Source organism: Micromonospora sp. URMC 106, from assembly GCF_051386395.1.
Taxonomy (GTDB): domain Bacteria; phylum Actinomycetota; class Actinomycetes; order Mycobacteriales; family Micromonosporaceae; genus Micromonospora.
In genome coordinates, this window is sequence record NZ_JBPQTP010000011.1 from 36,263 (window position 1) to 61,944 (window position 25,682).

The window sequence follows — 25,682 nt, forward strand, 5'->3', positions numbered from 1 at the left end:
ACGGCTTGCGTGCCGTTTCCCGCATCGGGTTGTGCGGCCGATTTCCTTTCCGCAACACCGTTGTGGCCAAGATCCTGAGAGCATGGATCGTCTGTGATGCCGGGTCGCGCCGTGACGACGTGCTCAGCTCGGCACCGGGACCGGGGCGGTGGTCGGAACCGGCCGATCCATCAGCCGCCAGGTGCGCCTGCGAACCAGGGGGTCGAGGGTGACCAGCAGGTACGCCGTACCTACGACGAGGATGCCGCCGGTGGCGCCGAGCGTGGATGCGAGCACGCCGCCGACGAGCCCGCCCAGCGGGATACCGGCCCAAGCCAGGCCGCCGACCGCGCCGAGGACACGCGCCCGCAGTCCGGCCGGGATGCGTTCGAACTCCGCGGCGGACAGCAGGGGGTTGATGGCCCCGATCAGAACCCCGCCGGCGAGCGCGACGCCCGCGATCACGGGCAGTCCGACCGGCAGCGCCAGGACGAAGATCCGCGGGACGGCGCCGAGCAGGAAGGCCACGGCGTACGTGCGCCACCGTGGCAGTCGTGCCCCGTACACCGACACGAGCAGCGACCCGACGAAGGCACCGGCGCTGAACGCGCCGAACACGAGCCCGACGGGTGCGGCGTCGTCAAAACGCTCGGCCGCCCACACCGGGATCAGCACCGCCGTCATCGCCTGGTCGAGCAGGTTAGTCAGCAGCACCATCGCGACGATCGCCCGGAGCAGCGGGTCACGCCGGACGAAGCGCAGCCCGGCCCCGAGGTCGGCGAGGTAGCCGCGGACACCGGTGCGCCGGCCCGCCTCGGCCGGGTCGGGTTCGGCCCGCCGGACCCGGACCAGTGCCGCCACCAGGGCGGCGGCGAGCAGGAAGCTGGCCGCGTCCAGCGCGATGACCACGGGAGCGCCGACCAGAGCGATCAGCACCGCGCCCAACGGCGCCCCGATCAGCGATCCGAGGCGATGAACGCTGTCAGCCAGCCCGGCGGCACGCTCGTTACTCCAGCCGGCGGCGGCCGCGACGTCGGGCACCATCGCGTACTTCGCGTTGTCCGACGGCCCGCGGAACAGCCCGACCATCCCGACCAGCACGAGCAGGACCGGAAAGGCGAGCAGGCCGGCGGCGTACAGCAGGGGCACCACGCCGAGCACGAGCCCGGCGGTCAGGTCACCGCCAACACTGGCCACCCGCGCCCCCAGGCGGTCGATCAGCGGTCCGCCGAGTACGCGCGCCGCGACGAGGGCGCCCATCTCCACGAACGCGGTGACGCCGGTCAGCAGGGCGTCGCCGGTGGTCTGCAACACGAACCAGGGCACCGCCACGACTGACATCCGGGTGCCGGCGACCGAGACCGCCTGGGCGACGAGCAACCCGTACGCGGACCGCTGACTCATGGTCGGTCCCCGTCCACGGCACCGGAGGGTTCGTCGGCCGCGGTACCGGACGATTCAGTACCCGCGGTGACGGGCCCGCTGTCGGACGCGGATCGCGCGGCCAACAGCGCGTCCAGTTGGCCGCGCCGGGGGAAGATCTGGAACTGCGTGGTCATCGCGACGCGTTCGGACCCGTCACCGGCCCGGTCCGCCGCCCGGTCCCGATACCGCACCAGCAGGGCCATCACGTCGTCGGCGAGCTGCTTGGCCTCGGCGGCGCTCAGACTGACCGTGAGGTCGCTCATGCTGGCCGCCCGTACCCACTCCTGCGGCCAGTCGGCCAGCTCGGTGATGGACCGCTCGACGTTCTCCGCGTACATCCGCGCGACCGTCCGCAGGTACGCCTCGCCGAGTTCACGCTCCGGCGCGTCCCGGTCGGGAGCGTCGAACCAGGTCGAGCGATGCACGGCGCGCCAGAAGCGTTCCCGGCCGCGGCCCAGTTCGGGTGCGTCGGTGACGAAGCCGTGAGCGGCCAGCGTGCGGAGGTGGTAGCTGGTAGCCGCGCTGGACTCGCCGAGTCGGGTGGCCAGCTGGGTGGCGGTCTGCGGCCCGTCATGGCGCAGCGAGCCGAGCAACCGCAGGCGCAGTGGGTGGGCTACCCCACGCAGCGTTCGTGCGTCGAGGACCACGTCCTGCGTGGAGTCGTAACCAGGCTTGTGTGGATCTCCGGTCATGATGCCAAGATAGCTATGCAAAGAATCCTTTGCAACGAGGCGCCCCAGTCACGATCAGGATGGGTCGTGGCGTCAACGGGTCACAGCCGCATTGGCGGGGCGGCCCGGGCGACGGCGGTCCGAACCTTCCTACAGGACCCCAGGAGGTTCGATAGGTACGTGGCGGCCCGCTATGACCGCTCGCCGAAGACCATGCGATGCCCGCGAGCCGTGTCCATGTACTCGCGGACCCGGTGGACCAATCCGTCCCGTAGCTCGAAGACGAAACAGTAGTCGTTGGCATAGTGGTTGCCGTTGGCCAATGTCGCCGTCATGGTTTCCTCCACGATCACGCGATCACCGTCGGCGTGGATCTCGTGGAAGGTGACGTTGACGTCGCGCACGAAGAAGCGGGGGAAGTCCTCGGCGAGGAAGTGCACGATCGCCTCCCTGCCGATCATGTGGCTGGGGGCCTCCAGCGCGACGGCGGTCGCGTTCCCCGCAGGGGCCAGCCACTCGGCGTCCTCGGTGAAAACCGCGGCGATCCGGTCCGCGTCGTGGGTGGCGAACGCCTTCCAGGCGTTCCGGACGATGTTGCGGCTGTCGTGCGGCATCCGGGTCATACGGGTGAGCGGGGACGTCATCGTTGAACGCGGCCGTGTGCCGCGAGGGTGGCGAGTGCGCGCAGTGTCACGGCGCCGCGCCACTCCACGCGCTGCCCCGGGGACCAGTCGAGCCAGTCGAACATCCAACCGCCGTCCTCGAGCTGCTCCTCCTCCAGCCGGTCCAGCTCTGCCTGGATGTGCTCCTCGGTGAACAGGGCCCGGCTGCGCAGGCTCGGGCGCGGTGAGAGCACGAGAGCGGTGAGGCGCTCGTCCTCGGTGCCACCAGGAACGGCAATCGTGCCATCGGCGCCGATCTTGGGCCGGAGCGACTCGATCGCCGCGCGGGCGCGGTGCTCGTCCGGTTCGTGATCGAGGAAGTCGAGGGCGAACTTGACCCAGTACGCGTCGAGCTCGTCGGGACGATCGATCCGGGACCAGCACCAGGACCTCGCGGCATCGAGCCAGGGGGTCCGCACGCCGGCCCGGGTCAGCACGGACACGAACCCGAACGTGATGAACGAACCCTCTGAGTTGGGCGTCATCCACGGTGCGTGCGGATGGCCGGCCGCACTGGGCAGGACGAAGGGCAGGGCCCCGTCGGCGCGGGCGTTGCGGGCCGCCCAACTCGCAGCCTGAGTGACCATGGGATCGTCCAGAGCGCCGACTTCGGCGAGCACCTCCAGGGCGTGCAGCGTGGCAGTCGGCTGGCTCGCGGGATCCCGGACGTCGGGTTCCAGGGCATGACCGAAGCCGTGGTCGGGGTTCTGATAGGCGCGCAACGCCGTGAGGACCGGTCCCACCGCAGCGTCGTGGAGCAGTACCGCGAGCCGGTGCCTGTCCAGAAGGCGAGCGGTGTTGTGGATGAACTGTTCTGCAGCAGTGATGTCGACGGGCACGGCGCCCACGCTAGGCGGACGCGCCGCCGAGTGCTTCCAGAAATCGGACGGGTGTCATGCCTGTGAGCCGCCTCACCTCGTCGTTCATGTGCGCCTGACTGGCATAGCCCGCCAAGAGCGCTCTGCCCGACAGGTCAGGCGCGTGCAGGCGCACGAACCGGCGGAGGCAGCTCGCCGCCGACCGTCAACCCATCGGTTGCGGCCGGGTCGGCATCGATGACCACAGCGGGCAGCCACGTCGTCGGTAGCGGCAGGTTCGGGCTCGGTGGTGGCGTCAGCGGGCCCAGAGGTGATCGGTGGCGTGATCCACCAGCCGCCGTGCCGCCGTGCGCGTTGCCTGACCGACGGCGACCTGGACGGTGATGCCGTCGGCCAGAGCGTGCAGCGCGTTGGCCGCCTCTGCTGGCTCGAGGTCGCCGCGGATCTCCCCGGTTCGCTGGCCGAACTGGATCAGCCAGGTGAGCAGCTCCAGGCTCTTGGCCTGGTGCTCGCGAAGCACGGCGGCCAGGTCGTCGCGCACGCTGGCCTGCGCGGCGAAGGTGAGCCACACCCGGGCGAGCACGCCGTCGTCGGTCTCGGCGAGCGTCATCTCCTGCAGGGTGGTGACGAGCAGGGTGCGCGCCGACTCCCGCGAGTCCGACGCGTCCAGGCGCTGCTGACCCTGCTCCGCCACGTGGGCGAGGACGTGCTCGAGCGCGAAGAGCAGCATCCCGTCCTTGGGGAAGCTGCGCTGGACGGCACCCATCGAGACACCGGCGCGGGCGGCCACCTCCCGGAGGGTGACGGCCTCGATCCCCCGCTCGGCGATCAGGTCGCAGACCGCCGTGGCGATCCGGCGGCGGCGAGCGTCGTGGTCGACGTGCCGGGGCATGGGCCTCCATGTCGGGTCAGCGCCGGTACGCCAGACCAGCGACGATCTTCGCGAGTGGCCGCGGGTCCTCCGGCCCCACGTGTGGCGCCGGCAGGCTGTGCACGTCGAACCGGTTCCCGGGTGTCGCCGCGTCGGCCTCCCGGATCATGCGGTCCTGGAGGGCGAGCGGCAGCGCCCGGTCGCGGGTGAACCGAATGTAGCTGCGCGGGACGCGCCCCCAGGTGTGCGCTTCGCCCCGCGCGTCGTCGGCGGGCACCGCCGCCGACTCGTCGGGTTCCATGCCGTTGAGCAGGGCGCGGAACGCGCCGTCATCGTACTCGGCGGCCAGCGCCGCTTTGGCCCCGGAGAGGAACGCCGGGTCGGCGGACCGCCAGTTCGTCCGCGTCACGCCGAGCCGTTGTGGATCGCCGACGCTGGGGATCAGGGGGATGAGTGTGGTCGCCCCCTCGGGGCTCAGGTAGCAGTCCACCACGCTGCGGAACCGGACGCAGCAGAAGGCCGAGAGGTAGACGAGCCGGCTGACCAGGTGGGGCACCTCGTTGGCGGCCCTGGTGATGGTGGCGCCGCCCATGCTCTGCCCGACGAGCATCACCGGCCCGTGGGCCGCGACGCGGCGCACCACGCCCACGACGTGCCGTACGTTGTCCGCCAGGGTGATACGGGCCAGTACCGGCGACCGCTCGACGGCGAACGTGGGGAGATCCTGCGGCGCCTGGTAGGAGGCCGGGAAGTGGCCTGACGCCCCGTGGCCGGGCAGGTCGACGGCGAGCGTTCGGAGGCCGGCAGCGGCCAGCTCGGCGGTCAGCGGGGCGTACGAGGCGCCGTTGCCGTTCGCGCCGTGTACGAGAACGACCGTCGGTGCCGCCCGCCGGTCCCAGGAGGCCGCCCCGGTGGTGGCTGCGACGGCGCCCAGGCCGCCGGTACGCAGCACCGTTCGGCGACTCCACGCGCCGCGCCTCAACGGGCCACCCGCCAGCGGAGGGCCGCCCAGACCAGCAGGACGGCACCAGCCGCGCCGACCAGGTAATCGGTCCATTCCGGTAGTCCGGCAGCTCGCAGCAGGCCGGCTACGCCGAAGCTGGTGCCGCGCAGGGCCTCGGTCAGCGCGGACCCGAAACCCTGCACGAGGAGCAGCACGCCAAGCAGCCAGCGCGCTTGCTGCGCTGCGCCGCCGTCCTTCTGTGATGGCGTCACGGTGGTTCCTTCCGGCTACTGATGCAATCGCATCGGAACGGTACCACGTACTGATGCACCTGCATCAGAACGACGGGCACGTGCCCGCACCGGACGGGCTTACGCTCGTTCATCGAGCGCGAGCGGTGCACTGTCGGCTGGAGCGGGCATTGCCGGCACCCGCGTACGGAGGCGGCGGCGACCGAGCCCGAGGCCATCGGGTTCGTGAAAACTCCTGATCGAGACCGCAGCGAGGGTGATGAGGCGGACGGCTCACCCAAGGCGCGGCCGCGAGGTGCCGACGATGGTCGGCGCTTGTCCCACACTTGCTGCGGCTGCTTGTGCGGCCCACATTCAGGACAGGGTTGCTGTCGGGACGCGACGACCGGGGCATTGGCTCCTGGGCAAGACGCGGTGGTGATGTCTACTGCTTCGCCTGTGTGAAGGTTGCGTCCCTCCGGGTGGTATCCCTGGTGACCTGCTTCGGCGTGCCTCGGGCACAGAGGTGGGTCATCGCGTGAGCCTCGGGTGGTAGGGCCCGCCCTACCACGAAGCATGGTTCGCCGTGTGTTGCCGACGCTGGTGATCCAGAACGCTGATGACCATGCACAACACGGTGGTCGTCGAACTGCTCGACGTGACGAAGACGTATCCGGGCGCCGGGGCGCGCGCCCTCGACGGGGTGTCGGTGGCGTTCGGCGCCGGCACGTTCAACGCGGTGATGGGGCCGTCCGGCTCCGGCAAGTCCACGCTGTTGCAGTGCGCCGCCGGCCTGGACCGGCCGGACAGCGGTCAGATCCGGCTGGCCGGCCAGGAGATCGGCCGGCTGCGCGAGCCGAAGCTGACCGAGGTCCGCCGCCAGGTCGTCGGTTTCGTGTTCCAGTCGTACAACCTGCTGGACTCGCTGTCGCTGTGGCACAACGTGCTGCTGCCGCAGCAACTGGCCGGGGTGCGGCCGGATCGGGCGTGGTCGCGTGAGGTCATGCGCCGGGTCGGGCTCGCCGGGCGGGAGAACGACCGGCCGGCGCAGCTGTCCGGCGGGCAGCGGCAGCGGGTCGCGCTGGCCCGGGCGCTCGCCGCCCGACCTGAGGTGATCTTCGCGGACGAGCCAACCGGCGCGCTGGACCTGGCGGCCGGCCGTGAGGTGCTCGGTCTGCTGCGGGAGGCGGTCGACGACCTCGGGACCACGATCGTCATGGTCACGCACGACCCGGCGGCAGCGGCGTGGGGCGACCGGGTGGTGTTCCTCGCGGACGGTCGCATCGTCACCGAGTTGGCCAGTCCGTCGGCCGAGAAGGTCGCGGCGCAGATGACGGCGGTGAGCGCCCGATGATGCGACTGGCGATCGGCAGCCTGCGCCGCCACCTCGGCGCCTACACCGGTACGTTCGTCGCGGCGTTCCTCGCCGTGGCCCTGCTGGCCGGGGGCGGGCTGTTGCTGTTCTCGGTGCTCACCGCGACGCCTCCGGCCGACCGGTTCGCCGCCACCACGCTCGTGGTCTCCGGCGAGCGCGCGATCAGCCTGGAGACCGCGACGGTCAAAAAGAAGAAGGAGGGCAAGTCCAAGACCAAGCGCAAGGTCAAGAGCGAGCGGCTGACCGGGGCCGGCACGGTGCCGGTCGACCTGACCGGCAAGATCGCGTCCGTGCCGGGAGTGGCCCGGGTCGTCGCGGACACCGCCTTCCCGGTGCAGGTCGCCGGTCGCGACGGCCGGCCGCTGCGGGGAACCGATGACGCGCCGGTGATCGGGCACGGTTGGGCGTCGGCGGTGCTCACCCCGTACGCGATGAAGAGCGGCCGGGCACCCGGCCGGGGTGAGGTGGTCATCGATGCCGATTTGGCCGCAACCGATGGGTTGACGGTCGGCGGCGAGCTGCGGCTCACGACCCGGACCGGCGCCCGGACGGTACGGGTCAGCGGCATCGCCGCACCGGAAGGCCGCGACGGCCTGCCCGCTCAGGGTGCGCTGTTCCTGCACGACTCCGACGTCGCCGCCGTCTCCGGACTGGCCGGGCCGACCGCAATCGGGGTCTTCGGGGCGCCGGGCGCGGACCTGGCCGCGCTGCGACGACAGGTGCGGGCCGCCGCCGGTGACGCGGACGTGTACACGGGCGCCGATCGTGTTCGCGCGGACCTGCCCGGAGCGTTGCCGGACTACATCGGCCCGATCTCCATCTTCGGATTCGTCATCGGCATCACCGCCTTCGCCGCGGTGTTCGTGCTCACCGGCACGGTCACCCTCAGCGTCCGTCAGCGGCTGCGTGAGCTGGCGTTGCTGCGCACGGTCGGTGCGACGCCGAAACAGCTGCGCCGGATGCTGGGCCTGGAGAGCGTCGTTCTCGCCGCGGTCGCGGCGGTGCCGGGCGCACCGCTGGGTGTGCTGTTCGCCCAGGCCGTCGCCGCCCGGTTCCAGACGCTCGGCGCGGTGCCCGCACAGTTCACCGTACGGATCAACGTACCGGTGCTGTTACTGGCGGCCCTGGCCGGTGTGCTGGTCACGTTCGTCGGTGCCCGCACCGCCGCGCGTCGGGCGGTGCGCATCGCCCCGACCCAGGCTCTCACAGAGACCGCCACCGCACCGACCGGTGGCGTCGTGATCCGTACGCTCGCCGCGCTGACCGCGGCCGCCGGCGCCGTCGCGGTGCTCACCTTCGTGCCGCTGGACGGCCCGCTCGGCATGGGCATGAGCTTCGTGTCGTCGGTCCTGTTGCTGTGCGCGGTCGCCGCGCTCGGTCCGATCCTGGTGCGCCTGGTCACGCTGGTCGTGTCCCGCCTGTTCGGGTTGGCCGGGCTGATCGCCCGGGTCGAGCACCGGCGGGTGGCCGCGGTCGCCGTGCCGCTCGTGCTCATGTTCGCGATCAACGCCACGATGCTGCTCAACAGCGACCTGCTGGGCCGGCTGACCGCGCAGGAGCAGGTGGCCCGCAACGCGCCGGCGACGGCGCAGCTCACCGTGGCCGGTGGCCTGCCGCTGGCGACGGCGCAGCGGCTGGCGACGGTGCCGGGCGTGACCGGTGCGGCGGCGGTGCTGCCGACACGGGTCATCGTCGAGCAGGGCGGCAAACCGGAGGACTACGCGGCGCAGGGTCTGCTGGTCACCGGCAGCGACCCGGCTCTGGACCTGGACGTACGCGCCGGTGCGCCGGCTGCCGACGGGCTCGCCGCCAGCGAGCTGCTGGCCCGGCAGTACGGCTGGCGGGTCGGGGACGTCGTCCCCCTGTGGTTGCCGGACGGTCACCGGACCGAGCTGCGCCTGTCCATGGTGTACGCGAGGGCGCGCGGCTTCGGCGACCTGGTGCTTCCGGCCGGCCTGGTGGCGGCACACGATCCGCGGGGCCTGGTGAGCTCGATCGGCATGCGCTATTCCGCCGGCACCGACGAGCGGCTCCGCGCCGAGGTGTCGGGGCTGCGGATCACCCCGACCGCCGCGGCGGCGGCGCCCGGTGATGCCGCCAACCAGCAGGGCGCCTGGGAACTCATGGTGCTCATCTCGCTCGGCTTCACCGCGATCGCCGTGATCAACACGTTCGCGATCGCCGCCACCGCACGCCGCCGCGAGTACTCCGACCTGCGTCTGGTCGGCGCGACGGCCCGGCAGCTGCACCGCCTCGCCACCGCGGAGGCAGCGTTGACCGTGCTCGTGGGGCTGCTCCTCGGCGCCACGGTGACCGGCATCGTCGTCGGCGCGTTCAGCACCGCCCAGGACGGCGTGCTGCGGTTGATCGTCGACCCGGGGACGTACGCGGCGATGGCCGGCGGTGTCGCTCTGCTCGGCCTGCTCGCCGGTGCCCTGCCGACCCGGCTGATGGTGCGCCGCCGTGGCCTGGCGCTGGACATCTGAGATGCCGGCGTGCGGATACGATCAGCGGCGATGCGGAAGTCGATCATGAGTACCGGAGCAGCGCTGGGCTACCTCGTCACGGGCCCGTTCGCCGGCGTACTGGGCTTCGCGTGGACCCTCGCCGCCGCGATCGTCGTCACGCTGGTGTCGATCACGCACCTCGGCGGCCCCGCTTTCCTCGGGGCCGCCCGGGTGACCCGGATCCTCGCCGGGTTCGAGCGGCGGCGGGCCGGCTGGGTGCTCGGCGCACCGGTCCCGACGCCGTACGTCCCGGCCGCCGGCGACACCATGGGCCGGAAGGTCGGCGCGGTCGCCGCGCAGCCGGCCACCTGGTGCGATCTGGCCTGGCTGACCCTGCTGCTGCCGATCGGCCTCGCCACCGGGATCGCCGGGCTGGTCGTGGCGGTCGTCGATCTCGCCGCGGTCGTCGCGCCGGCATGGGCCTGGGCGGTGCCGAACCCGCACGCCCCGTTCCCGATGAAGTGGCTCATGACGACCACCCCAGGCCGGTTCACGCTCACCGTGATCGGGTTGGCGCTGATGCCCGTCGCCGTCTGGCTGATCCGCGTCCTCGCCGCCGGCCCGGCCCGGCTGGCCGGCATGCTGCTCGCCCCGGGCGAATACCGCCGCCTGGTCGAGCAGACGCAGCACCTGGCCCAGACGCGGCAGCGCGTCGTCGACGCCCAAGCTGCCGAGCTGCGCCGCATCGAGCGGGACCTGCACGACGGCGCTCAGGCCCGCATGGTCGCGGCCGGCATGACCCTGGCCCTGGCCTCCCGGAAGCTGCGCACCAACGGCGATGCCGGAGCGGACGTCGACCTCGCCCGCCGACAGCTCGACGACGCGCTGACCGAGCTGCGCCGCCTGGTCCGCGGCATCCATCCCCCCATCCTCACCGACCGCGGCCTGCACGCGGCGCTCGCCGCGCTCGCCGGGGACAGCCCGTTCGTCGTGGAACTGCACGGCGACCCAGACCAGCGGTATCCGGCGGCGGTCGAGTCGGCCGCGTACTTCGTCGTCGCCGAAGGGCTGACCAACGCCGCCAAACACGCCGAGGCCACCGCCGGCGTCATCGACATCGTCCGCCGTGACCACACCGTCCACGTCACCGTGACCGACAACGGCCGCGGCGGCGCCGACCCGGCCGGTGCCGGAATCGACGGCCTGCGCCGCCGGGTCGAGGCACTCGACGGCACCCTCACCCTGGCCAGCCCGCTCGGCGGGCCGACCGTCCTGCACGCGGAGCTGCCATGCGCATCGTGATCGCCGAAGACCTGCTGCTGTTGCGCGAAGGCATGATCCGGCTGTTGACCGACACCGGCCACACCGTCGTGGCCGCGGTCGACACCGCCGACGCCCTCCTGCACGCGGTGGAGGAGCACCGGCCGGACCTCTCCATCGTCGACGTGCGGCTGCCGCCCGGGTTCCGCGACGAGGGCATCAAGGCCGCCCTGCGACTGCGCGCCGCCGACCCGCAGGCCAGAATCCTCATCGTCTCGCAGTACGTGGAACGCGCCTACGCCGCGGACCTGCTCGCCGACGGCCGCGGCGGCGTCGGATACCTGCTCAAGGACCGCGTCACCGCGCTCGACGACTTCCTCGACGCAGTCGAGCGCGTCGCCGCCGGCGGCACTGCCATGGACCCCGAAGTCGTCCGGCAGCTGTTCACCCGCAGCAACCGCCACCATGGCCTCGACGCGCTCACTGCACGCGAGCGGGAGGTCCTCGGCCTCATGGCGCAGGGCCTGTCCAACTCCGCCATCTGCGCGACGCTCGTGCTGGCGGCGGTGTCGGTCGAGAAGCACATCACCAACATCCTCGCCAAACTCGACCTGCCGCCGGCCGACGACGCCCACCGCCGCGTCCGAGCGGTCCTGGCGTACCTCAACAGCTGAGCCTGCGTACGCTGATCCAGCCCACACCTCTGTCACGCCCAGCGGGTCACCCGGACGGTGGACCCGTACGGGCTGGTCCTCAGGGCGGGCCACTGGCATCTCGTGGCCCGCAGCGCGTGGTCGTCGCCGCACGGGGCGATCCTGCGCCGGTTGCTCGCCTGCCGAGCAGGGTGAGTCCTGGACCGGTTCTCGTCGTCTGAGAAGACGGATGCGGTCGGCCGGAGAGTCAACTACGGTTGTCGGCGTGTGAGATTCGGCATTGCCCTTCTGTGACGCGGCGTTGGGCGCGACGCCCTTAGCGGCCCTTGGCTGAGCCTTCCGGCGAGACGCACCGTCGGGCACGGCTCGCTTGCTGTGCTGCTCACATGCCGGCCCGATGTCGCCGACGGTGCTCGCCTCTTGCCTTTTCCTGCCCTGTCAGTCCCGTCGACGGGTCCGACAGGTTTCCATGCATCCCGGACGCCCCGGCGGAGCCCGCGCGGAGGCCCGGGCAAACGACTACGCGACCGGTGGGAACCGTCACCCCAGAGGTGCCCGCGCAACACGCCTGTGCCGGGCTCCACCAGCGGTCCCCGCCCGAGAAAGGACTCATATGCCGCACTCCGAAGGTCCCGCCGCACGTCAGCAGCGGGCGGACGCCCTGATGGACGAACACCTCGTGCCGGCCCCCGACAGCTTTGACGGTGAGCAGTACGACCGCGAGGAGCGGGCCGCGCTGCGCCGGGTCGCCGGACTGTCCACCGAACTCGCCGACGTCACCGAGGTCGAATACCGCAAGCTGCGCCTGGAGCGCGTCGTACTCGTCGGAGTCTGGACGTCCGGCAGCGTCGACGACGCCGAGGCCTCACTCGCCGAACTGGCCGCGCTGGCGGAAACGGCGGGCGCTCTGGTGTGCGACGGGGTCATCCAGAGACGGCAGAAGCCCGACCCGGCGACCTACATCGGATCGGGCAAGGCCAAAGAGCTGCGGGAGATCGTCGAGGAGGCCGGCGCCGACACGGTCGTCTGCGACGGCGAACTCAGCCCGAGCCAGCTGGTCCACCTGGAGGACGTCGTACGCGTCAAGGTCGTGGACCGCACCGCGCTGATCCTGGACATCTTCGCGCAGCACGCGAAGTCCCGCGAGGGCAAGGCCCAGGTGGCGCTGGCCCAGATGCAGTACATGCTGCCCAGGCTGCGCGGCTGGGGTCAGTCGATGTCCCGGCAGATGGGCGGCGGCGGTGGGGGCGGCATGGCGACCCGCGGACCCGGCGAGACGAAGATCGAGACCGACCGGCGGCAGATCCACGAACGGATGGCCAAACTCCGCCGCGAGATCGCCCAGTTGAAGATCGGACGGGATGTCAAGCGCGAGGAACGGCGGCGCAACAGGGTGCTGTCGGTCGCGCTCGCGGGATACACCAACGCCGGCAAGTCCTCCCTGTTGAACCGGCTCACCGGCGCCGGAGTGCTGGTGCAGAACGCGCTGTTCGCCACCCTGGACACGACCGTGCGCCGCGCGGAGACCCCGAGCGGCCGTCCCTACACCATCGCCGACACCGTCGGCTTCGTACGGCACCTTCCGCACCACCTCGTCGAGGCGTTCCGCTCGACCATCGACGAGGTGGCGGACGCGCACCTGGTGCTGCACGTGGTGGACGGCTCGCACCCGGAACCAGAGGCGCAACTCGCCTCCGTCCGGGAGGTCCTGGCGGAGGTCGGCGCGGGCGAGATCAGGGAGGTCGTGGTCGTCAACAAGGCGGACGCCGCCGACCCGGACGTGCTGTCCCGGCTGCTGGCCGCGGAACCGGGCTCGATCGCGGTCTCCGCGCGCACCGGAGACGGCATCGAGGCACTGCGGGACCTCATCGACGTCCTGCTGCCGCGTCCCGAGGTGGAGATCGAGGCCATGGTGCCCTACACCCAGGGCGGCCTGGTTTCCCGGGCCCACAGAGAGGGCGAAGTGCTGTCCGCCGAGCACACCGAGCAGGGCATTCTGCTCAAGGCGAGGGTGGGGCCGGAGCTGGCGGCCGCTCTGCGGGCCTATCCCCAGCCGTGAACGAGGCGGGAGGGCCGCAAGACGGATCGGCCCTCCCGCCCGGCTCCGGCCGGACCGGTTGCCGGTGCGGCTTCCTACTATCTACGATGGCCCTATGGGTTCCCTGTGATCGGTACGTGTGGTCCTCGAGGGTGTGGGACGTCGAGCGTGGCTCCGTCACCGCACCCGACCGCGCACGCCTGAGAAACGGACGCGCTGCGATTTCTTCGTCATGCGCTAGTTCCGCCGGACGGGACCGCTCCTGACGGTGCGGGTTCTCGATCTGCCTTCTCCAACGGTCTGCTGTGCGCGGCGACATCGGTCAACCCAGATCAGGAGGACTCCTGCGTGTCGACAGCGCAACTCGCTCTGCATGACATCACCAAGCGTTACCAGGACCACGTCGTACTCGACCGGATCGGCTTCACCATCAAGCCGGGTGAAAAGGTAGGTGTCATCGGGGACAACGGATCCGGCAAGTCCACGCTGATCAAGCTCCTCGCCGGACGGGAACAGCCGGACAACGGTGCGCTGACGGTGGTCGCGCCCGGTGGCGTCGGCTATCTGGCCCAGACACTGGAGCTGCCGCTGGACGCCACGGTCCAGGACGCCGTCGATCTGGCCCTGGCCGACCTGCGGGAGCTGGAGGAGGGCATGCGCCGGACCGAGGCCGAACTGGCCGAACGGCCCTACCAGGCGGGCCAGGACGCCGAACTCACCGGCCTCCTGAAGAGCTACGCCGCGCTCGTGGACCGGTACCAGGCCCGTGGCGGCTACGAGGCCGACTCCCGCGTGGAGATCGCGCTGCACGGGCTCGGGCTGCCCGGGCTGGAGCGCGGCCGACGGCTGGGCACCCTCTCCGGCGGCGAGCGGTCGCGCCTCGCTCTGGCCGCCACGCTGGCCGCGGAACCCGAGCTGCTGCTGCTGGACGAGCCGACCAACGACCTGGACGACCGGGCGGTGGACTGGCTGGAGGAACACCTGCGCAAGCACCGCGGCACGGTGGTGGCGGTCACCCACGACCGGCTCTTCCTCGACCGGATCACCACCACGATCCTGGAGATCGACTCCGGCAAGGTGATGCGCTACGGCAACGGCTACGAGGGCTACCTGGCGGCCAAGGCGGCGGAACGGCAGCGCAGGCTGCTGGAGTACGAGCAGTGGCGCGCCGAACTAGACCGCAGCCGCGAACTGATCGCGTCCAACGCGGCGCGCCTGGACGCCATCCCGCGCAAGCTGCCCTTCGCCGTCTTCGGCGCCGGACAGTTCCGGATGCGTGGGCGGGGCCACGGGGCGATGGTGCGGATCCGCAACGCCAAGGAACGGGTCGCGCGGCTGACCGAGAACCCGGTCGCGCCGCCGCCCGAGCCGCTCACCTTCACAGCGGAGATCACCACCGAGGCCACGCAGCCACAGGAGACGGTGGCCGAACTCACCGGCGTCCGGGTCGGCGACCGGCTCAGCATCGACTCCCTGCGCCTCGGGCCCGGTGAACGGCTGCTGATCACCGGTCCCAACGGGGCGGGCAAGACGACGCTGCTGCGGGTGCTCTCCGGGGAGCTGGCACCCGACAGCGGATCGGTGCGGGTGTCGGGCCGGGTGGGACACCTGCGGCAGGAACAGACACCGTGGCAGAAGGGAATGACGGTGCTTCAGGCGTTCAGCAGCGGACGGGTCGGCGACATCGGCGAGCACACCGAGGCGCTGCTCTCCCTCGGGCTGTTCAGCCCGGACGACCTTCGGCAGCGTGTGCAGGACCTGTCGTACGGGCAGCGGCGCCGCATCGAACTCGCCCGGCTGGTGACCGAGCCGGTCGACCTGCTGCTGCTGGACGAACCCACCAACCATCTCTCGCCCGCGCTCGTCGAGGAACTGGAGGAGGCGCTGACCGGCTATCAGGGCACGGTCGTCGTCGTCACCCACGACCGGCGCATGCGGTCCCGCTTCAACGGCGCCCATCTGACGCTGCGGGACGGGCACGTCGCCGAGTTCACCACCGCCTGATCGCCGAAGCGGTTCTGGGAGGGACGGCACACCAGGGCCGTCCCTCCGGACGGTCAGAGGCGGACCGGCAGGCTCTTCAGAGGGCGCCCGGAAAGGGCTGCCGTTCCAAGGCTGGCCGTGGGTACCAGGGAGGGCTCGGCCGGACGCGGTTCAACGCTTCGGCCAGCTTGAAGATGTTCTCCTTGCCCGACACCCTCTTGAACGCGTTGACCAACTGCTCGGTGGCACTCGTCGACCGTCCGGGCGGCGGGTGACGTGGCTGACCGAAGGCGCTGTCAGGGGGCGGGGACGGTCGGGCGGTGGACGGCCGCCACAGCGCCGAGGCCCACCACCGCGGTGAGCCCCACTGCCGCCAGGAGGGTCGGACGGTCCGGTTGCAGGAGTGCCTGGCCCCGCAGTGCCTGCCAGACCAACAGCACGACCAGCCCGCCGTAGCCGATCGCGCCTACGGTGATCAACCGGATCCGCGCCGCCGATGGGACGAGTCGCGGGTACCGGCGGGCGAGAATCATCAGCAGCCAGGCCAGCAGCGGCAGAGCCTGGAGCGCGTGGATACCGACGAAGTGGGCGACGCGCAGGTCGCCGCCGGTTGCCGCCCAGCCGGTGAGCGGCATCGACGGGCCGCCGTCCGGCACGCCGACGGCATGGGCGCCGCTGACCGTGAGCACGCCACCGGTATCGGCGATGTGCTGCTGCTCAGCGGTGGGCTGCGCCATCATGACGCCCACGAGCATGCCGGCCAGGGACACGAACAGGCCGAACCGCATCGCCCATATCGCGGCTCGGTCGACGTGCGACTGGGCGGACACCACCACGGCGACCACGAACGTCGACAGCCAGATCACCAGGGCCAGCTGACCCATCAGGTCGTACGCCGCCGTGTCGTACGGTGTCGCGACGTTGAAGTGGCTGGCCCGACCGCGCGCGGCCTGCGACACGATGACGCCCATCTCGGCGGCCGTGGCGACGGCGGCGACGGCCGCGATCCACCACGCAACCCAGCGTCCCCGCCGGACGAAGCGGAGCATCCAGGCGAGCGTTGCGCCGTACATCGCGAACGACACCGCGAACTTGAGCGGCTTCAACCAGGTCGGACTGCCATTCACGCTCCGGCTGTCGACGACGAGCCCGACGAGGGAGACCAGCGCGAGGACCGTCATGAACCCGGTGAGCAATATCAGGGGACGGTGCCACCGCACCGAGGTCGTGGGACGCGCGAGCAGCGCCTGGTTCGTCATGGGTCCAAGGTCGCAGTGCGGGGCGCCGGAAACGACACGGTCAACCATGCATTCGCGGTAGGGCTGTCCCTACCCGGGCAGCCAAGCGCCGCATCAACCATCGTCGCTACCTCGATCGGTGGGCGGCAATTCGGCTGGAAGCGTGGATACCGGGTGCAAGCTTCGGGCGGGCCAGATCTATCTGGCCCGCAGCATCAGTCCGATGAGCACGATCGCCGCGCCGGCCAGGGCGATCGCCGGAGCCGGGCCCAACGCCTCGGCGCCGAGGCCCATGACCAGCGGGCCGATGCCCTGGAGCGTCATCATGCCGGTGGACAGCAGCGTGAACGCCTGGCCGCGGGCGTCGGGCGGCACCGCGTCGAGGAACGGACGCTGGAGGCCCACCAGGTAGGCGAGGCCGGAACCGGAGATCGCCAGCAGCACCAGCGCGACCGGCAGCGGGGGCCGGGCAACGAGGACCGGGAGCGGCGCGCCGAGCAGCGCGATCAGTAGAGGCACGGTCCGCTCGCGGACCGCGGGGCGGACCAGCCGACTCATCACGGCGTCGCCGATCAGCATGCCGAGCGGCATGGCGGCCAGGAGCACCCCCGCCGCACCGGGCGGCCAGCCGCGCGTGGACGCATACGGGACCAGGAGCGCCTCGCTTCCGGTGGAGAAGGCGGGCGGCAGCCACTGCGCCAGCAGCAGCCGGCGCACGGCCCGGTCAGCGATCAGCCGGCTGGCGCCCGCCCAGCCGTCCCGGATCGGCCGGCTCGGCGGTGCCGGGGACGCCGCCCGAGCGGGGCGCAGCCGGAACACGAGCGCGGCGAGCAGGTGTCCGGCGCACGCGGCCAGGAACGCCCGCTGCGGTCCGAGCGCGCCCACCACCAGGCCGCCGGCCGCCAGCCCGACCAGTTGGGCGCCCGACGACGACATGCTGACCGCGGCGCGGCCCAGCACGTAAGCGTCGCCGGTCAGCGTGTCGGCGATCAGCCGGCCGGTCGCGCCGTTGCAGAGCGGCGCCGCGACGCCGACGGCGGCGACAAGGGCCAGCGCCCATCCCACCGGCGGGTGCACCAGGGCGAGCGTCGCGGCGATCACCGCCTCAAGCAGGTATCCCCCGAGGATCAGCCGGTGCGGCCGGACCCGGTCGGCGACCGCCCCGAGGAAGATGCCGCCGAGTGCCTGTGGCAGGAAGCCCGCGCCGAACGCAAGCGCGCCGAGCAGCGACGAGCCCGTGTCGCGATAGACCATCACCGACAGCGTCGCGATCTGGACCGTGGAGGCGGCCATCCACACCGTCCGCGCGAGGAACACCGCGCGGAAGCGCGGCTCGGCGAACACCTCGCGGAAGGTGGCGGGCTGGGTCGTGATCATGTGTCGAGCCTGGGACGCCCGCCAGCGGTATCCGAATGTTTCGCGCAGGAGTGTAACGTCGGGTGGGTGATCCGGTTCCTCGCCGGAGCGGACGACCTGCTGCGAAGCCGGTTCGCGCTGTCGCCGATCTTCGAGCTGAACAACCTGCTTCAGGACCTCGCCGGACAACACCTGAGCCGCCGGCTGCCCGCGGCCTGGTACACCCGGTTACGGCCCCGCTTCGAGCGACTGCGTGCCGAAACCGCCATCGACGCTGTCCTCGCGCTGTCGACGCCACGGCACGGCGCCAACTTCGTGGTCCAGCCACCGACCCGGGGGCTGGCGCAGACCATCGACGACGATCTGGCCGCGCTGCGCGCCACCCCACCGGCCGACGCCCGCCGGGAGATCAGCTACTGCCTGGACATGCGGCCGGCCACCGAAAGCCGGACGCGGGAGATGCTCGCCGGCCGCGGCGTGGTCGCCCGCATCGCCGACACGCTGGAGCGGGCGTGGCACGACCTACTCGCCGCCGACTGGCTCCAGCTGCGGATGCTCTGCGAGCGAGACGTCGTGCACCGGGCCGGCGAGCTGGGCCGGCACGGCTGGGCGGCCGCGCTCAGCGGCCTGCACCCGTCGGTGCGCTGGCGTGACGGGGCCATTGAGGTCCTGCGCCACGAGGAGCACAACGTGCCGCTCGGCGGCGCCGGACTGCTGCTCGTGCCAGCCGCGTTCGTCTGGCCGCGGATCGCCGCGCACGTCGACGACCCGTGGCCGCGCACGCTGATCTACCCGGCCCGGGGCATCGCCGCGCTGCTCGATCCGGACGTGCACCGCACGCCGCCAGCGGCGCTGACCCGGCTGCTCGGCCGGTCCCGCGCCCGGCTGCTGCTGGCGCTCGCCGAGCCGGCCAGTACCAGCCAGCTGGCGCACACGCTCGGCATGACGCTCGGTGCCGTCGGCAACCACCTCACGGTGCTCCGCGAGGCGGGCCTACTCGACCGGGCGCGCTCCGGCCGCTCCGTCCTCTACCGACGCACGCCCCTCGGCGACGCGCTGGCCACCGACTGAGAGGTCACCGCCACAGGTCGACGGCGTTCGACAGCCAGCCCAGCTTGCGGGTCGCGGATCGCGTAGATACGGCTAACGGGGCCTCCTCGACCCGCAGATCACGTGGCGACGGCGCCGGGCTGATCACCTGGGAAGTCAGCGTCGATTCCACCAGCGCTCGCGCCCATCAGCACGCCGCTGGCGCCCGCTCTCGGCCGGAGTCGCACCTCGAGTCGCCTGGTGGGTCGAGGACGAGCCGGCCGAGCACGCGTTGGGCCGGTCGCTGGATGGGTCGACCGCGAAGCTGCACCTGGCCTGTGAACAGGGCCGCAAGCCGTTGTCGACGGTGCTGACCGCCGGACAGCGTTGGACAGCCCCAGTTCGTGCCGGCCCTGCAAGGGATCCGGGTTCCCCGCCCGGGCGGCGGCCGGCCCAGGACCCGGCCGGACCGGGTCCTGGCCGACATGACGTACAGCTCCAGGGGCGACCGGCAGCACCTGGCCCGGCGGGGCATCGCCGCGACCATCCCGATCAAGGCCGACCAAGCTGTGAATCGCTTCGCGACGAAGCCTGCCCTGGCCCGGCAGATGATCGCCGCCGCGGTGGATGCCGGTGCCCGCCGGGTGGGTGGCCGGCGACGATGGTCACCTCGGCCGGTGCCGCTGCACACCCTCGTGCGTGTCGCCGGGTCCCGCTGGAGCATCGAGGAGCTGTTCCAGACCGGCAAGGGCCAGGTCGGACTGGCCCACTACCAGGTCCGTGGCTGGACCGGCTGGCACCGTTTCATCACCCTGGCCATGCTCGCCCTGGCCGTCCTCGCCGCTGAGCAGCCTGACACCTGCCCGGAGATCATCGCGCTGACCGTCGCCGAGATCCGCCGACTCCTCAACGCCTTCGTCCTCGCCGTGGCGCTACCACCCGCACACACCCTGCACTGGTCAACCTGGCGACGATCATCCCAAGCCCGAGCCCGACGATCCCACTACCAGCGCAGACAGGCCAAGTGACGTTGGGAGTACCACCACAGATGACGAGCGGTTCTCCGGAGAGTTGATGCCCGGCAGCTTTGTGTGCAGCCGGGCATCAGGCATGAGCGATGGGCTACTGGCTCGTGTCTCGTGCTGCTCGAGAAGCGGCGGACATGAGCGGCTCCGCGCTCGACTGGCTTCCTGCCTTTCGTGTTTCGCCGGGGATGAGGAGTGCGACGGCGAAACCGATGGCGATGACGACGGTGATGCCGGTCATCGCGGTCGTCAATGTCGCTCCGCTAAGCGCCGAGGTGAAATTGATGAGGACGGCGAGGCCGATCGCTCCGCCGAGTTGCTGACCAGCGGTGGCCATGCCACTGGCCGTTCCCTGCTCGGCCTCGGGGGTGCCGGTGGTGGCGGTGGCGAACATCGTGGTGAACACGATGCCCTGCCCAAGGCTGAAGAACGCCGCGGGGACGAACACGGTGATCCAGCTTGTGTTTTCGCCGACGAGGAGCCCGAAGGCGCCAACCCCAACAAGACCGATGACCTGTCCCGTGGCCATCGCCGTACGGAGGCCGGCCTTGGTGGCGAGGCGTCCGCCGATGTTGGTGCCGATGAGCACGCCCACGCATGGGATGACGAAGGCGAGTCCGGTGATGAGCGGGCTCAGGCCGCGGGTCTGCTGGAAGTACAGCGTCAGGAAGTAGGCGGTGGCACCGAACCCGGCCATGAACAGGAATGTCGATCCGGTACCGGTGGCCAGATGCCGGTTGGTGAAGCGGCGGATGTCAAGCAGCGGGTCGCGAGTGCGGCCCTCGACGATCAGCAATGCAACGGCAGCGACGATGCCGGCGGCAAGGGCGCTCAGCGTCGCGGGCGCACCCCACCCGTTTTCTGCGGCGAAGGTGAAGCCCATCACGACCAGGATCGCCGCCGCTGTGGTGAGGATCGCGCCGGGGATGTCGAGGCGACGGAGTGCGGGGCGTGCCTCATCGAGCGGCACCGCGCGCAGCGCGAGGACGAGGACGACCAAGACGAGGGGGATGTTGATCGCGAAGACCGACCGCCACCCGAGCGCGTCGGTGAGTACCCCGCCGAGGATGGAGCCGAGCACCATGCCGGAGGAACCGGCAGCGCCCCAGATACCCAGAGCTCTGTTGCGGGCCGCGCCCTCTGCGAACCCGACGCTCAGCAGTGCCAGCGTCGACGGTGCCAGTGCCGCACCGCCGAGCCCTTGGATGCCGCGGCCGAGGATGAGCATCCACTCCCAGACAGCGACCGCTCCCAGGACCGAGCCGATGGCGAACAGGGCGAGGCCGGCGAAGAACATGCGTCGTCTGCCGATCGCGTCGGTGAGTCTGCCGCACAGCAGCAGGAACCCGCCGAAGGCGATCGCGTAGGCGCTGACGACCCACTGCAGCGTCTCGGGTGAGAACCCGAGGCCGGCGATCTCGGGCAGCGCGACGAAGACGATGTTGTAATCCAGGCCGATCAGCAGTTGTGCTGTGGCCAGCGCGGCCAGAAGCAGCGCCCCGGTGGCGCTGCGCTGTCGTGGAGTAGTCATGGACATCCCTCAAGTAGTCCGAATTATGATATTCCGAGCTGAGACTATATGCACTGAACTAGAACTATCACAACTCGGAACACTTGAGGTACCCTGGTGTCATGAGTGCTTCGGTGGGTGGCGTGGAGTTGTGCGGGCTTGTTGCGCGCCTGAACCAGCGCCTGGACGCGCACATCCGAGGTGTCGCAGACGCGCTGGGGATCACGGCATCGCAGGCGATCGCGCTGCGCGAGATGTCGGAGCCGATCACGCTGACCGAGCTCGCCGATCGCATGAGCTGCGAGGCGTCGAACGCCGGCTACGTGATCGATCGCATGGAGAAACAAGGGCTGGTGCGGCGGCAGCCTCACCCCACGGATCGCCGAGCGAAGATCCTCACCCTCACCGAGGACGGGCAAGGATGCCGCAGCAACGTGCTCGACGCCCTCTCACGCAAAGCGCCGATCGATGCCCTCTCCCATGACGAGCAGCGCGCTCTCGCGGAGCTCCTGCGCAAGGCCACGTCCTGACGAGAAGCCGAAAGACGCAGGAGGGCTTGACCCCTGATCCTGGAGGGTTCATGCGGCCGGGGCCAACGTAGCTGGCGTTGGTCGGGTGCGTTTTGTAGGTGATCGGTGAATGCTGCCCGAGCCGGGAGTGGCGGCGAACGGTGTTGTAGCGGTGCATCCAGCGGAACGCGGTCGGCCGCCGCCTGCGCGGTGTTCATGCGGCGGGCGGCGAATTCGCCGCCCGCCGCATGTCTCAACGACCCCGCGATTGAGGGCGGCGATCTCGCGGAACGCGCCTACCGCCCCGCAACGAGGGTCAATTGCCGGTGCACTGCTGCGCGCAGGTCGTCAGCCGACAGTCGATCAGGGTAGGTGACGGCCTGCAGCGTCAGCCCGTCCACGAATACGTGCAGGTGCTGAGCCCACTGCTCGAGACCGGTATCGGGTAGTTCGTCTCCGATCGTCTCCGGCACCGGGAGGCCTCGGCACAAGGCGACCGCGAGGCGGCATATCTGCCGCGTTCCGGTCCACCCCACGCTTCGCAGTTCTTCGAACGTTTCGTCGACACGCGACCGTGCGAGGCAGGCCAGCCACACGTCCGCCTCCACCCTGCGTTCATCATCCATCGGCAGCATGGCCTCCAGCAGCAGCCGAGCGCGGTCCGCGGCGTCGCCATCGGATCGAAGATTCGCGCGAACGCGGGCGCTGACGTTGCTGCCGACGGCAAGGGCAGCGAAACGCAGCAGCCCCTGCTGGTTGTCGAAGTAGTGCCGGAGCCCACCCATGGACAAGCCGGCCTGCTCAGCGACCCGCCGCACCGTGGCACCCTCGATCCCGTGGCGACCGATGACCGCCCACACCGCGCGGGCAAGTTCCGCGCGGCGTTGGTCATGGTCGACAATCTTGGGCACCCTGTCGTTATAGCACGCTTGTGCGGTACTGTTACCGTACAGATGTGCGGAATAAAACTCGGTGTCTCGGCACCGTCGTTCTCGTCGCCGGATTGACAACGATCGCCACCTGCGCGGTGGCGCTCCTGCTGACCGGTGACGGGGAGGTGCGGTACTCGGCCGACCACGGTGACACCATCCCCGTCTGGCACCGGTGGGTGCCGGCCCTCGTCGGTATCGCCCTCATCCGGCTCATGCCCCCACGACCCAGCCGCCTCACCGCCCCTGAGACGGCACTCCGCCAGGCCGGCATCCTGTGGATCGAGGCGCTGGTCTTGCTGGCAACAGCCATGCTGTTCGTGGTAGGGCTGCGACTCGCGGGTGGCGGCGAACCGACCCACACCCTGCTCAAGCTGTCGCTACTCCTCGGGGTACCCGCGGTCCTGTTTCTGACGGTGCGGCGCCGCAGTCCAGGCCGAGAGAACGGCGCTCGCGGTAGCGTCATCGGACCGTGGCGCCGCTGGGAGCCGGCTGTTCCCGTGGCGGCGTGGCTCGTCTTGGCGTACGCCAGCCCACTCGCCGTTCCGGCCAGAGGCCTTCCCGGCGGCTCCGACGCCGTGACGCTGATAGCGACCGTAGTCATCGTCTTCGCCGTCAACAGCCTGCTGGAGGAGGTCTTCTACCGGCGCTGGCTACAGACCCGCTGGGAGGCTCTGCTCGGCGCATGGCCCGGCATCGTCGTCGCGTCCCTGCTGTGGGCGGTCTGGCACATCGGAATTCAAGGCGGCGGCTCCCTACCCATCGACCTCGCATCGATCGTGGCCAGCCACAGCGTTCAAGGTGTGTTCCTCGGCTACCTATGGAGCCGGTACCGCGTGATGTGGCCCATTCTGAGCGTCCACGGCGCCATGAACGCAGCGCCGATAGCCATCGCTCTGCTGTAGCTGCAGGCGACCATCCTGGCGGCCTGATCGTCCGGAACGACATCACGCCGCAGACAATCCCGGGGACAGAGGTGACAACTACGGCTGAAGCTCGCAGCAGGCGCTGTTCCCTCGGGCCATAGCGCTCGCTCACCGCACCCTCACGTTGCGCACGGCGGGGGCCCGATCCCGGCCCGCAAGATTGCCCAGCAGCGCGATCCATCGAAGCTGTCGACTGACTCAGTTGTCGTCATCCTCGTCGCCGGCTAGACCGGACCGGACGCCCCCGGAACCCCAGGAACCGGGCGGGACAGCGGGATGCTCGTCGGACGAGCAGCCACCGAGCAGCCACAGGTCCACAGGGGATATACAAGCGAAGGGCCTGACCCGCGTTCCCGCAGGTCAGGCCCTTCCGATCTTGCGCGCCCGAAGGGACTCGAACCCCTAACCTTCTGATCCGTAGTCAGATGCTCTATCCGTTGAGCTACGGGCGCTTGGTGCTCAGCCAGTCTACACACCCGGCTTTCGCGCGGAGACTCCGGGATTCGAACCCGGGAGGGGCTTTAAGACCCCAACCGCATTAGCAGTGCGGCGCCATAGACCAGACTAGGCGAAGTCTCCCCGGTGACCTCTGCAGACCACCGCGCCCGAGGATACATGGCCGCACCGATCGGGAGCAAAGCGACTTCCCCCGGCACGCCCGACCGTCCGGCGAGCCGAGGTTCCCGGAGCGCGGCCGGCGCCCTCCCCGGCCTCGCACTTCCCGGCTGTGCCCGCACGTGATCGGGACTACGCTCCATCGATATGCAGGAGCAGCCGCCGCGCGAGCCGACCCGTCGAGAGCCTGCTGAGGGGGCGCGGCGACGCTCCCCGAAGCCGACCTTCACGCCGCCTCCCGCACCCCCGGAGCCGCCTCGGCGGACGGAGGATCCGGAGGAGCGCCCCCGACGCGCGAAGCCGGCCCCGGCGGTGCTCTTCCAGCCGCCCGCGGCCGACCCGCCGCTGCCCCGCCAACCCGGCCGGGCGGCTTCGCCGACACCGGGCGGCCGGGCCGGCCAGGCGGACGGGAAGGATCAGCGTGATGTCCCGCACAGGCACGACGCGGACCCTGTGACCACCGGGGGCAGCGCGCCGGGGGCGCGGGCCGACGCCCCGCCGGCCGGGACGACCGGCCCTGGAAGCCGGAGCGCGGCGGCACCGACGACGGCGCAGGTCCCGGACGGGGCGGCACCGACGACGGCGCAGGCTCCGGGCGCGGCGGACGAAGAGCCCCCCGCGCCCGCCACTGAGCCGCCGCGCCGCAGCACCCCCGCGAAGCGAGCCCCGACGAAGAAGGGCACGGCGGCGAAGAAGACCGCCGCGAAGAAAGCCACCGTCGGCACCGCTGTCCCCGACGGGGAGGCCGGCGCAGCGCAGGCCACGCCCGCGCGGAAGACGACGGTCACCCGGCCCCAACAGGTCACCCCGCACGGCACCGCCGCTGACCAGGCCGCCCCCGGGGAGGGCGCTCCCACGAAGAAGACCACGGCGAGGAAGACGTCGGCGGGAAAGAGTGCGCCGGCCGGGCAACCGACGAAGGCGGTGGCCCCGGCAGCGTCCGAGACGAAGGCCACACCTGCCGCGACCAGGGCGGCACCCGCCCGGAAGGCGGCGACGGCCGGAAAGGCCGCCACTCCCACAGCCACCACCACCCCCGCGGCCGACACAGCGAGCCCGGTCCCGGAGACCGAGGCGAGCACCGCCGACGTGAGCGCGAACGCCGCGGAGCCGGGCACCCCGGCCGTGGGCGCGAGCAGCACAGCGCCGAGCATCGCGCCCCCCGCCACCGGCGCCCGGGTCGTGAGCGC

The 25,682-nt window shown here is 71.1% G+C and carries 22 protein-coding genes, 2 tRNA genes and 1 pseudogene; 11 read left to right on the top strand and 14 right to left on the bottom strand.

All coding sequences use genetic code 11. From position 1 onward, the window contains the following. Window positions 1–123 precede the first annotated feature (123 nt). The 7 genes from ACSNOB_RS05755 to ACSNOB_RS05785 form a co-directional block, all read right to left on the bottom strand. Window positions 124–1,383 (bottom strand): MFS transporter, encoded by a 1,260-nt coding sequence (locus tag ACSNOB_RS05755; RefSeq protein ID WP_436685580.1) that lies wholly within the window; start codon window positions 1,381–1,383, stop codon window positions 124–126. Beyond that, the gene (locus ACSNOB_RS05760) at window positions 1,380–2,096 is read right to left on the bottom strand and encodes a helix-turn-helix domain-containing protein (protein ID WP_436685581.1); all 717 of its coding nucleotides are present in this window, start codon (window positions 2,094–2,096) and stop codon (window positions 1,380–1,382) included. Before ACSNOB_RS05760 ends, ACSNOB_RS05755 begins: the two co-directional genes overlap by 4 nt. 170 nt (window positions 2,097–2,266) lie before the next feature. Further along, the gene (locus ACSNOB_RS05765) at window positions 2,267–2,719 is read right to left on the bottom strand and encodes a nuclear transport factor 2 family protein (protein ID WP_436685582.1); all 453 of its coding nucleotides are present in this window, start codon (window positions 2,717–2,719) and stop codon (window positions 2,267–2,269) included. Continuing rightward, on the bottom strand, window positions 2,716–3,576 hold the full coding sequence (locus ACSNOB_RS05770) for a hypothetical protein (protein WP_436685583.1): 861 nt from the start codon (window positions 3,574–3,576) through the stop codon (window positions 2,716–2,718). The genes ACSNOB_RS05765 and ACSNOB_RS05770 overlap by 4 nt, the downstream gene beginning before the upstream one ends. Before the next feature lie 274 nt (window positions 3,577–3,850). After that, window positions 3,851–4,447: a TetR/AcrR family transcriptional regulator gene (locus tag ACSNOB_RS05775; protein ID WP_436685584.1), complete on the bottom strand. Its 597-nt coding sequence runs from the start codon at window positions 4,445–4,447 to the stop codon at window positions 3,851–3,853. Between the two features lie 16 nt (window positions 4,448–4,463). Further along, window positions 4,464–5,378 (bottom strand): alpha/beta hydrolase, encoded by a 915-nt coding sequence (locus ACSNOB_RS05780; protein WP_436685585.1) that lies wholly within the window; start codon window positions 5,376–5,378, stop codon window positions 4,464–4,466. Window positions 5,379–5,404: 26 nt separating this feature from the next. Next, window positions 5,405–5,641, bottom strand: coding sequence for a hypothetical protein (locus tag ACSNOB_RS05785; protein ID WP_436685586.1), 237 nt, complete (start codon window positions 5,639–5,641; stop codon window positions 5,405–5,407). Between the two features lie 583 nt (window positions 5,642–6,224). Between ACSNOB_RS05785 and ACSNOB_RS05790 the strand changes: the two genes are divergently transcribed. The 7 genes and pseudogenes from ACSNOB_RS05790 to car(A) all read left to right on the top strand — a co-directional run bounded on the left by ACSNOB_RS05790 (window position 6,225) and on the right by car(A) (window position 15,376). Continuing rightward, window positions 6,225–6,953: an ABC transporter ATP-binding protein gene (locus tag ACSNOB_RS05790; RefSeq protein ID WP_436685633.1), complete on the top strand. Its 729-nt coding sequence runs from the start codon at window positions 6,225–6,227 to the stop codon at window positions 6,951–6,953. Then, window positions 6,950–9,460, top strand: a complete 2,511-nt coding sequence (locus ACSNOB_RS05795) for an FtsX-like permease family protein (protein ID WP_436685587.1) — start codon at window positions 6,950–6,952, stop codon at window positions 9,458–9,460. The genes ACSNOB_RS05790 and ACSNOB_RS05795 overlap by 4 nt, the downstream gene beginning before the upstream one ends. Before the next feature lie 30 nt (window positions 9,461–9,490). Further along, a complete protein-coding gene (locus ACSNOB_RS05800) occupies window positions 9,491–10,723 on the top strand; it encodes a sensor histidine kinase (RefSeq protein ID WP_436685588.1) in 1,233 nt (410 codons plus the stop codon). After that, entirely contained in the window at window positions 10,711–11,355 is a 645-nt protein-coding gene (locus tag ACSNOB_RS05805) for a response regulator transcription factor (RefSeq protein WP_436685589.1), read from the top strand. The genes ACSNOB_RS05800 and ACSNOB_RS05805 overlap by 13 nt, the downstream gene beginning before the upstream one ends. Before the next feature lie 48 nt (window positions 11,356–11,403). Beyond that, window positions 11,404–11,529 (top strand): annotated as a pseudogene (locus tag ACSNOB_RS05810) (hypothetical protein); the annotation flags it as partial. Window positions 11,530–11,998: 469 nt separating this feature from the next. Further along, window positions 11,999–13,393, top strand: a complete 1,395-nt coding sequence (gene hflX, locus ACSNOB_RS05815; protein ID WP_436685634.1) for a GTPase HflX — start codon at window positions 11,999–12,001, stop codon at window positions 13,391–13,393. Window positions 13,394–13,720: 327 nt separating this feature from the next. Further along, window positions 13,721–15,376, top strand: a complete 1,656-nt coding sequence (gene car(A) / locus ACSNOB_RS05820) for an ABC-F type ribosomal protection protein Car(A) (RefSeq protein ID WP_436685590.1) — start codon at window positions 13,721–13,723, stop codon at window positions 15,374–15,376. A 275-nt stretch (window positions 15,377–15,651) separates the two neighbouring features. On the opposite strand, the gene ACSNOB_RS05825 is transcribed toward car(A), so the two are convergent. After that, complete coding sequence (locus tag ACSNOB_RS05825) at window positions 15,652–16,614, bottom strand: hypothetical protein (protein ID WP_436685591.1); 963 nt, start codon at window positions 16,612–16,614, stop codon at window positions 15,652–15,654. A gap of 177 nt (window positions 16,615–16,791) precedes the next feature. Continuing rightward, window positions 16,792–17,970, bottom strand: coding sequence for an MFS transporter (locus ACSNOB_RS05830; protein WP_436685592.1), 1,179 nt, complete (start codon window positions 17,968–17,970; stop codon window positions 16,792–16,794). Window positions 17,971–18,036: 66 nt separating this feature from the next. On the opposite strand from ACSNOB_RS05830, the gene ACSNOB_RS05835 reads away from it, so the two are divergent. Both ACSNOB_RS05835 and ACSNOB_RS05840 read left to right on the top strand, forming a co-directional pair. Further along, window positions 18,037–19,020 carry a DUF5937 family protein gene (locus ACSNOB_RS05835; protein ID WP_436685593.1) on the top strand — a complete coding sequence of 328 codons (984 nt, stop codon included), beginning with the start codon at window positions 18,037–18,039 and terminating at the stop codon, window positions 19,018–19,020. A gap of 362 nt (window positions 19,021–19,382) precedes the next feature. After that, window positions 19,383–20,006 carry a transposase gene (locus ACSNOB_RS05840; RefSeq protein WP_436685594.1) on the top strand — a complete coding sequence of 208 codons (624 nt, stop codon included), beginning with the start codon at window positions 19,383–19,385 and terminating at the stop codon, window positions 20,004–20,006. Window positions 20,007–20,100: 94 nt separating this feature from the next. Here the strand turns inward: ACSNOB_RS05840 and ACSNOB_RS05845 are convergent, their stop codons facing one another. Beyond that, on the bottom strand, window positions 20,101–21,534 hold the full coding sequence (locus ACSNOB_RS05845; protein ID WP_436685595.1) for an MFS transporter: 1,434 nt from the start codon (window positions 21,532–21,534) through the stop codon (window positions 20,101–20,103). A 101-nt stretch (window positions 21,535–21,635) separates the two neighbouring features. Between ACSNOB_RS05845 and ACSNOB_RS05850 the strand changes: the two genes are divergently transcribed. After that, window positions 21,636–22,043, top strand: coding sequence for a MarR family winged helix-turn-helix transcriptional regulator (locus ACSNOB_RS05850; RefSeq protein WP_436685596.1), 408 nt, complete (start codon window positions 21,636–21,638; stop codon window positions 22,041–22,043). 275 nt (window positions 22,044–22,318) lie between these two features. Here ACSNOB_RS05850 and ACSNOB_RS05855 read toward each other — a convergent pair whose 3' ends face one another. After that, a complete protein-coding gene (locus ACSNOB_RS05855; protein ID WP_436685597.1) occupies window positions 22,319–22,933 on the bottom strand; it encodes a TetR/AcrR family transcriptional regulator in 615 nt (204 codons plus the stop codon). 44 nt (window positions 22,934–22,977) lie between these two features. On the opposite strand from ACSNOB_RS05855, the gene ACSNOB_RS05860 reads away from it, so the two are divergent. Next, window positions 22,978–23,856 carry a CPBP family intramembrane glutamic endopeptidase gene (locus ACSNOB_RS05860; protein WP_436685598.1) on the top strand — a complete coding sequence of 293 codons (879 nt, stop codon included), beginning with the start codon at window positions 22,978–22,980 and terminating at the stop codon, window positions 23,854–23,856. A 400-nt stretch (window positions 23,857–24,256) separates the two neighbouring features. Here ACSNOB_RS05860 and ACSNOB_RS05865 read toward each other — a convergent pair. The 3 genes from ACSNOB_RS05865 to ACSNOB_RS05875 form a co-directional block, all read right to left on the bottom strand. Then, window positions 24,257–24,329 (bottom strand) — tRNA-Arg (locus ACSNOB_RS05865). A 36-nt stretch (window positions 24,330–24,365) separates the two neighbouring features. Further along, window positions 24,366–24,456, bottom strand: a tRNA-Ser gene (locus tag ACSNOB_RS05870). A gap of 452 nt (window positions 24,457–24,908) precedes the next feature. Then, window positions 24,909–25,646 carry a hypothetical protein gene (locus ACSNOB_RS05875; protein ID WP_436685599.1) on the bottom strand — a complete coding sequence of 246 codons (738 nt, stop codon included), beginning with the start codon at window positions 25,644–25,646 and terminating at the stop codon, window positions 24,909–24,911. Between the last annotated feature and the right edge of the window lie 36 nt (window positions 25,647–25,682).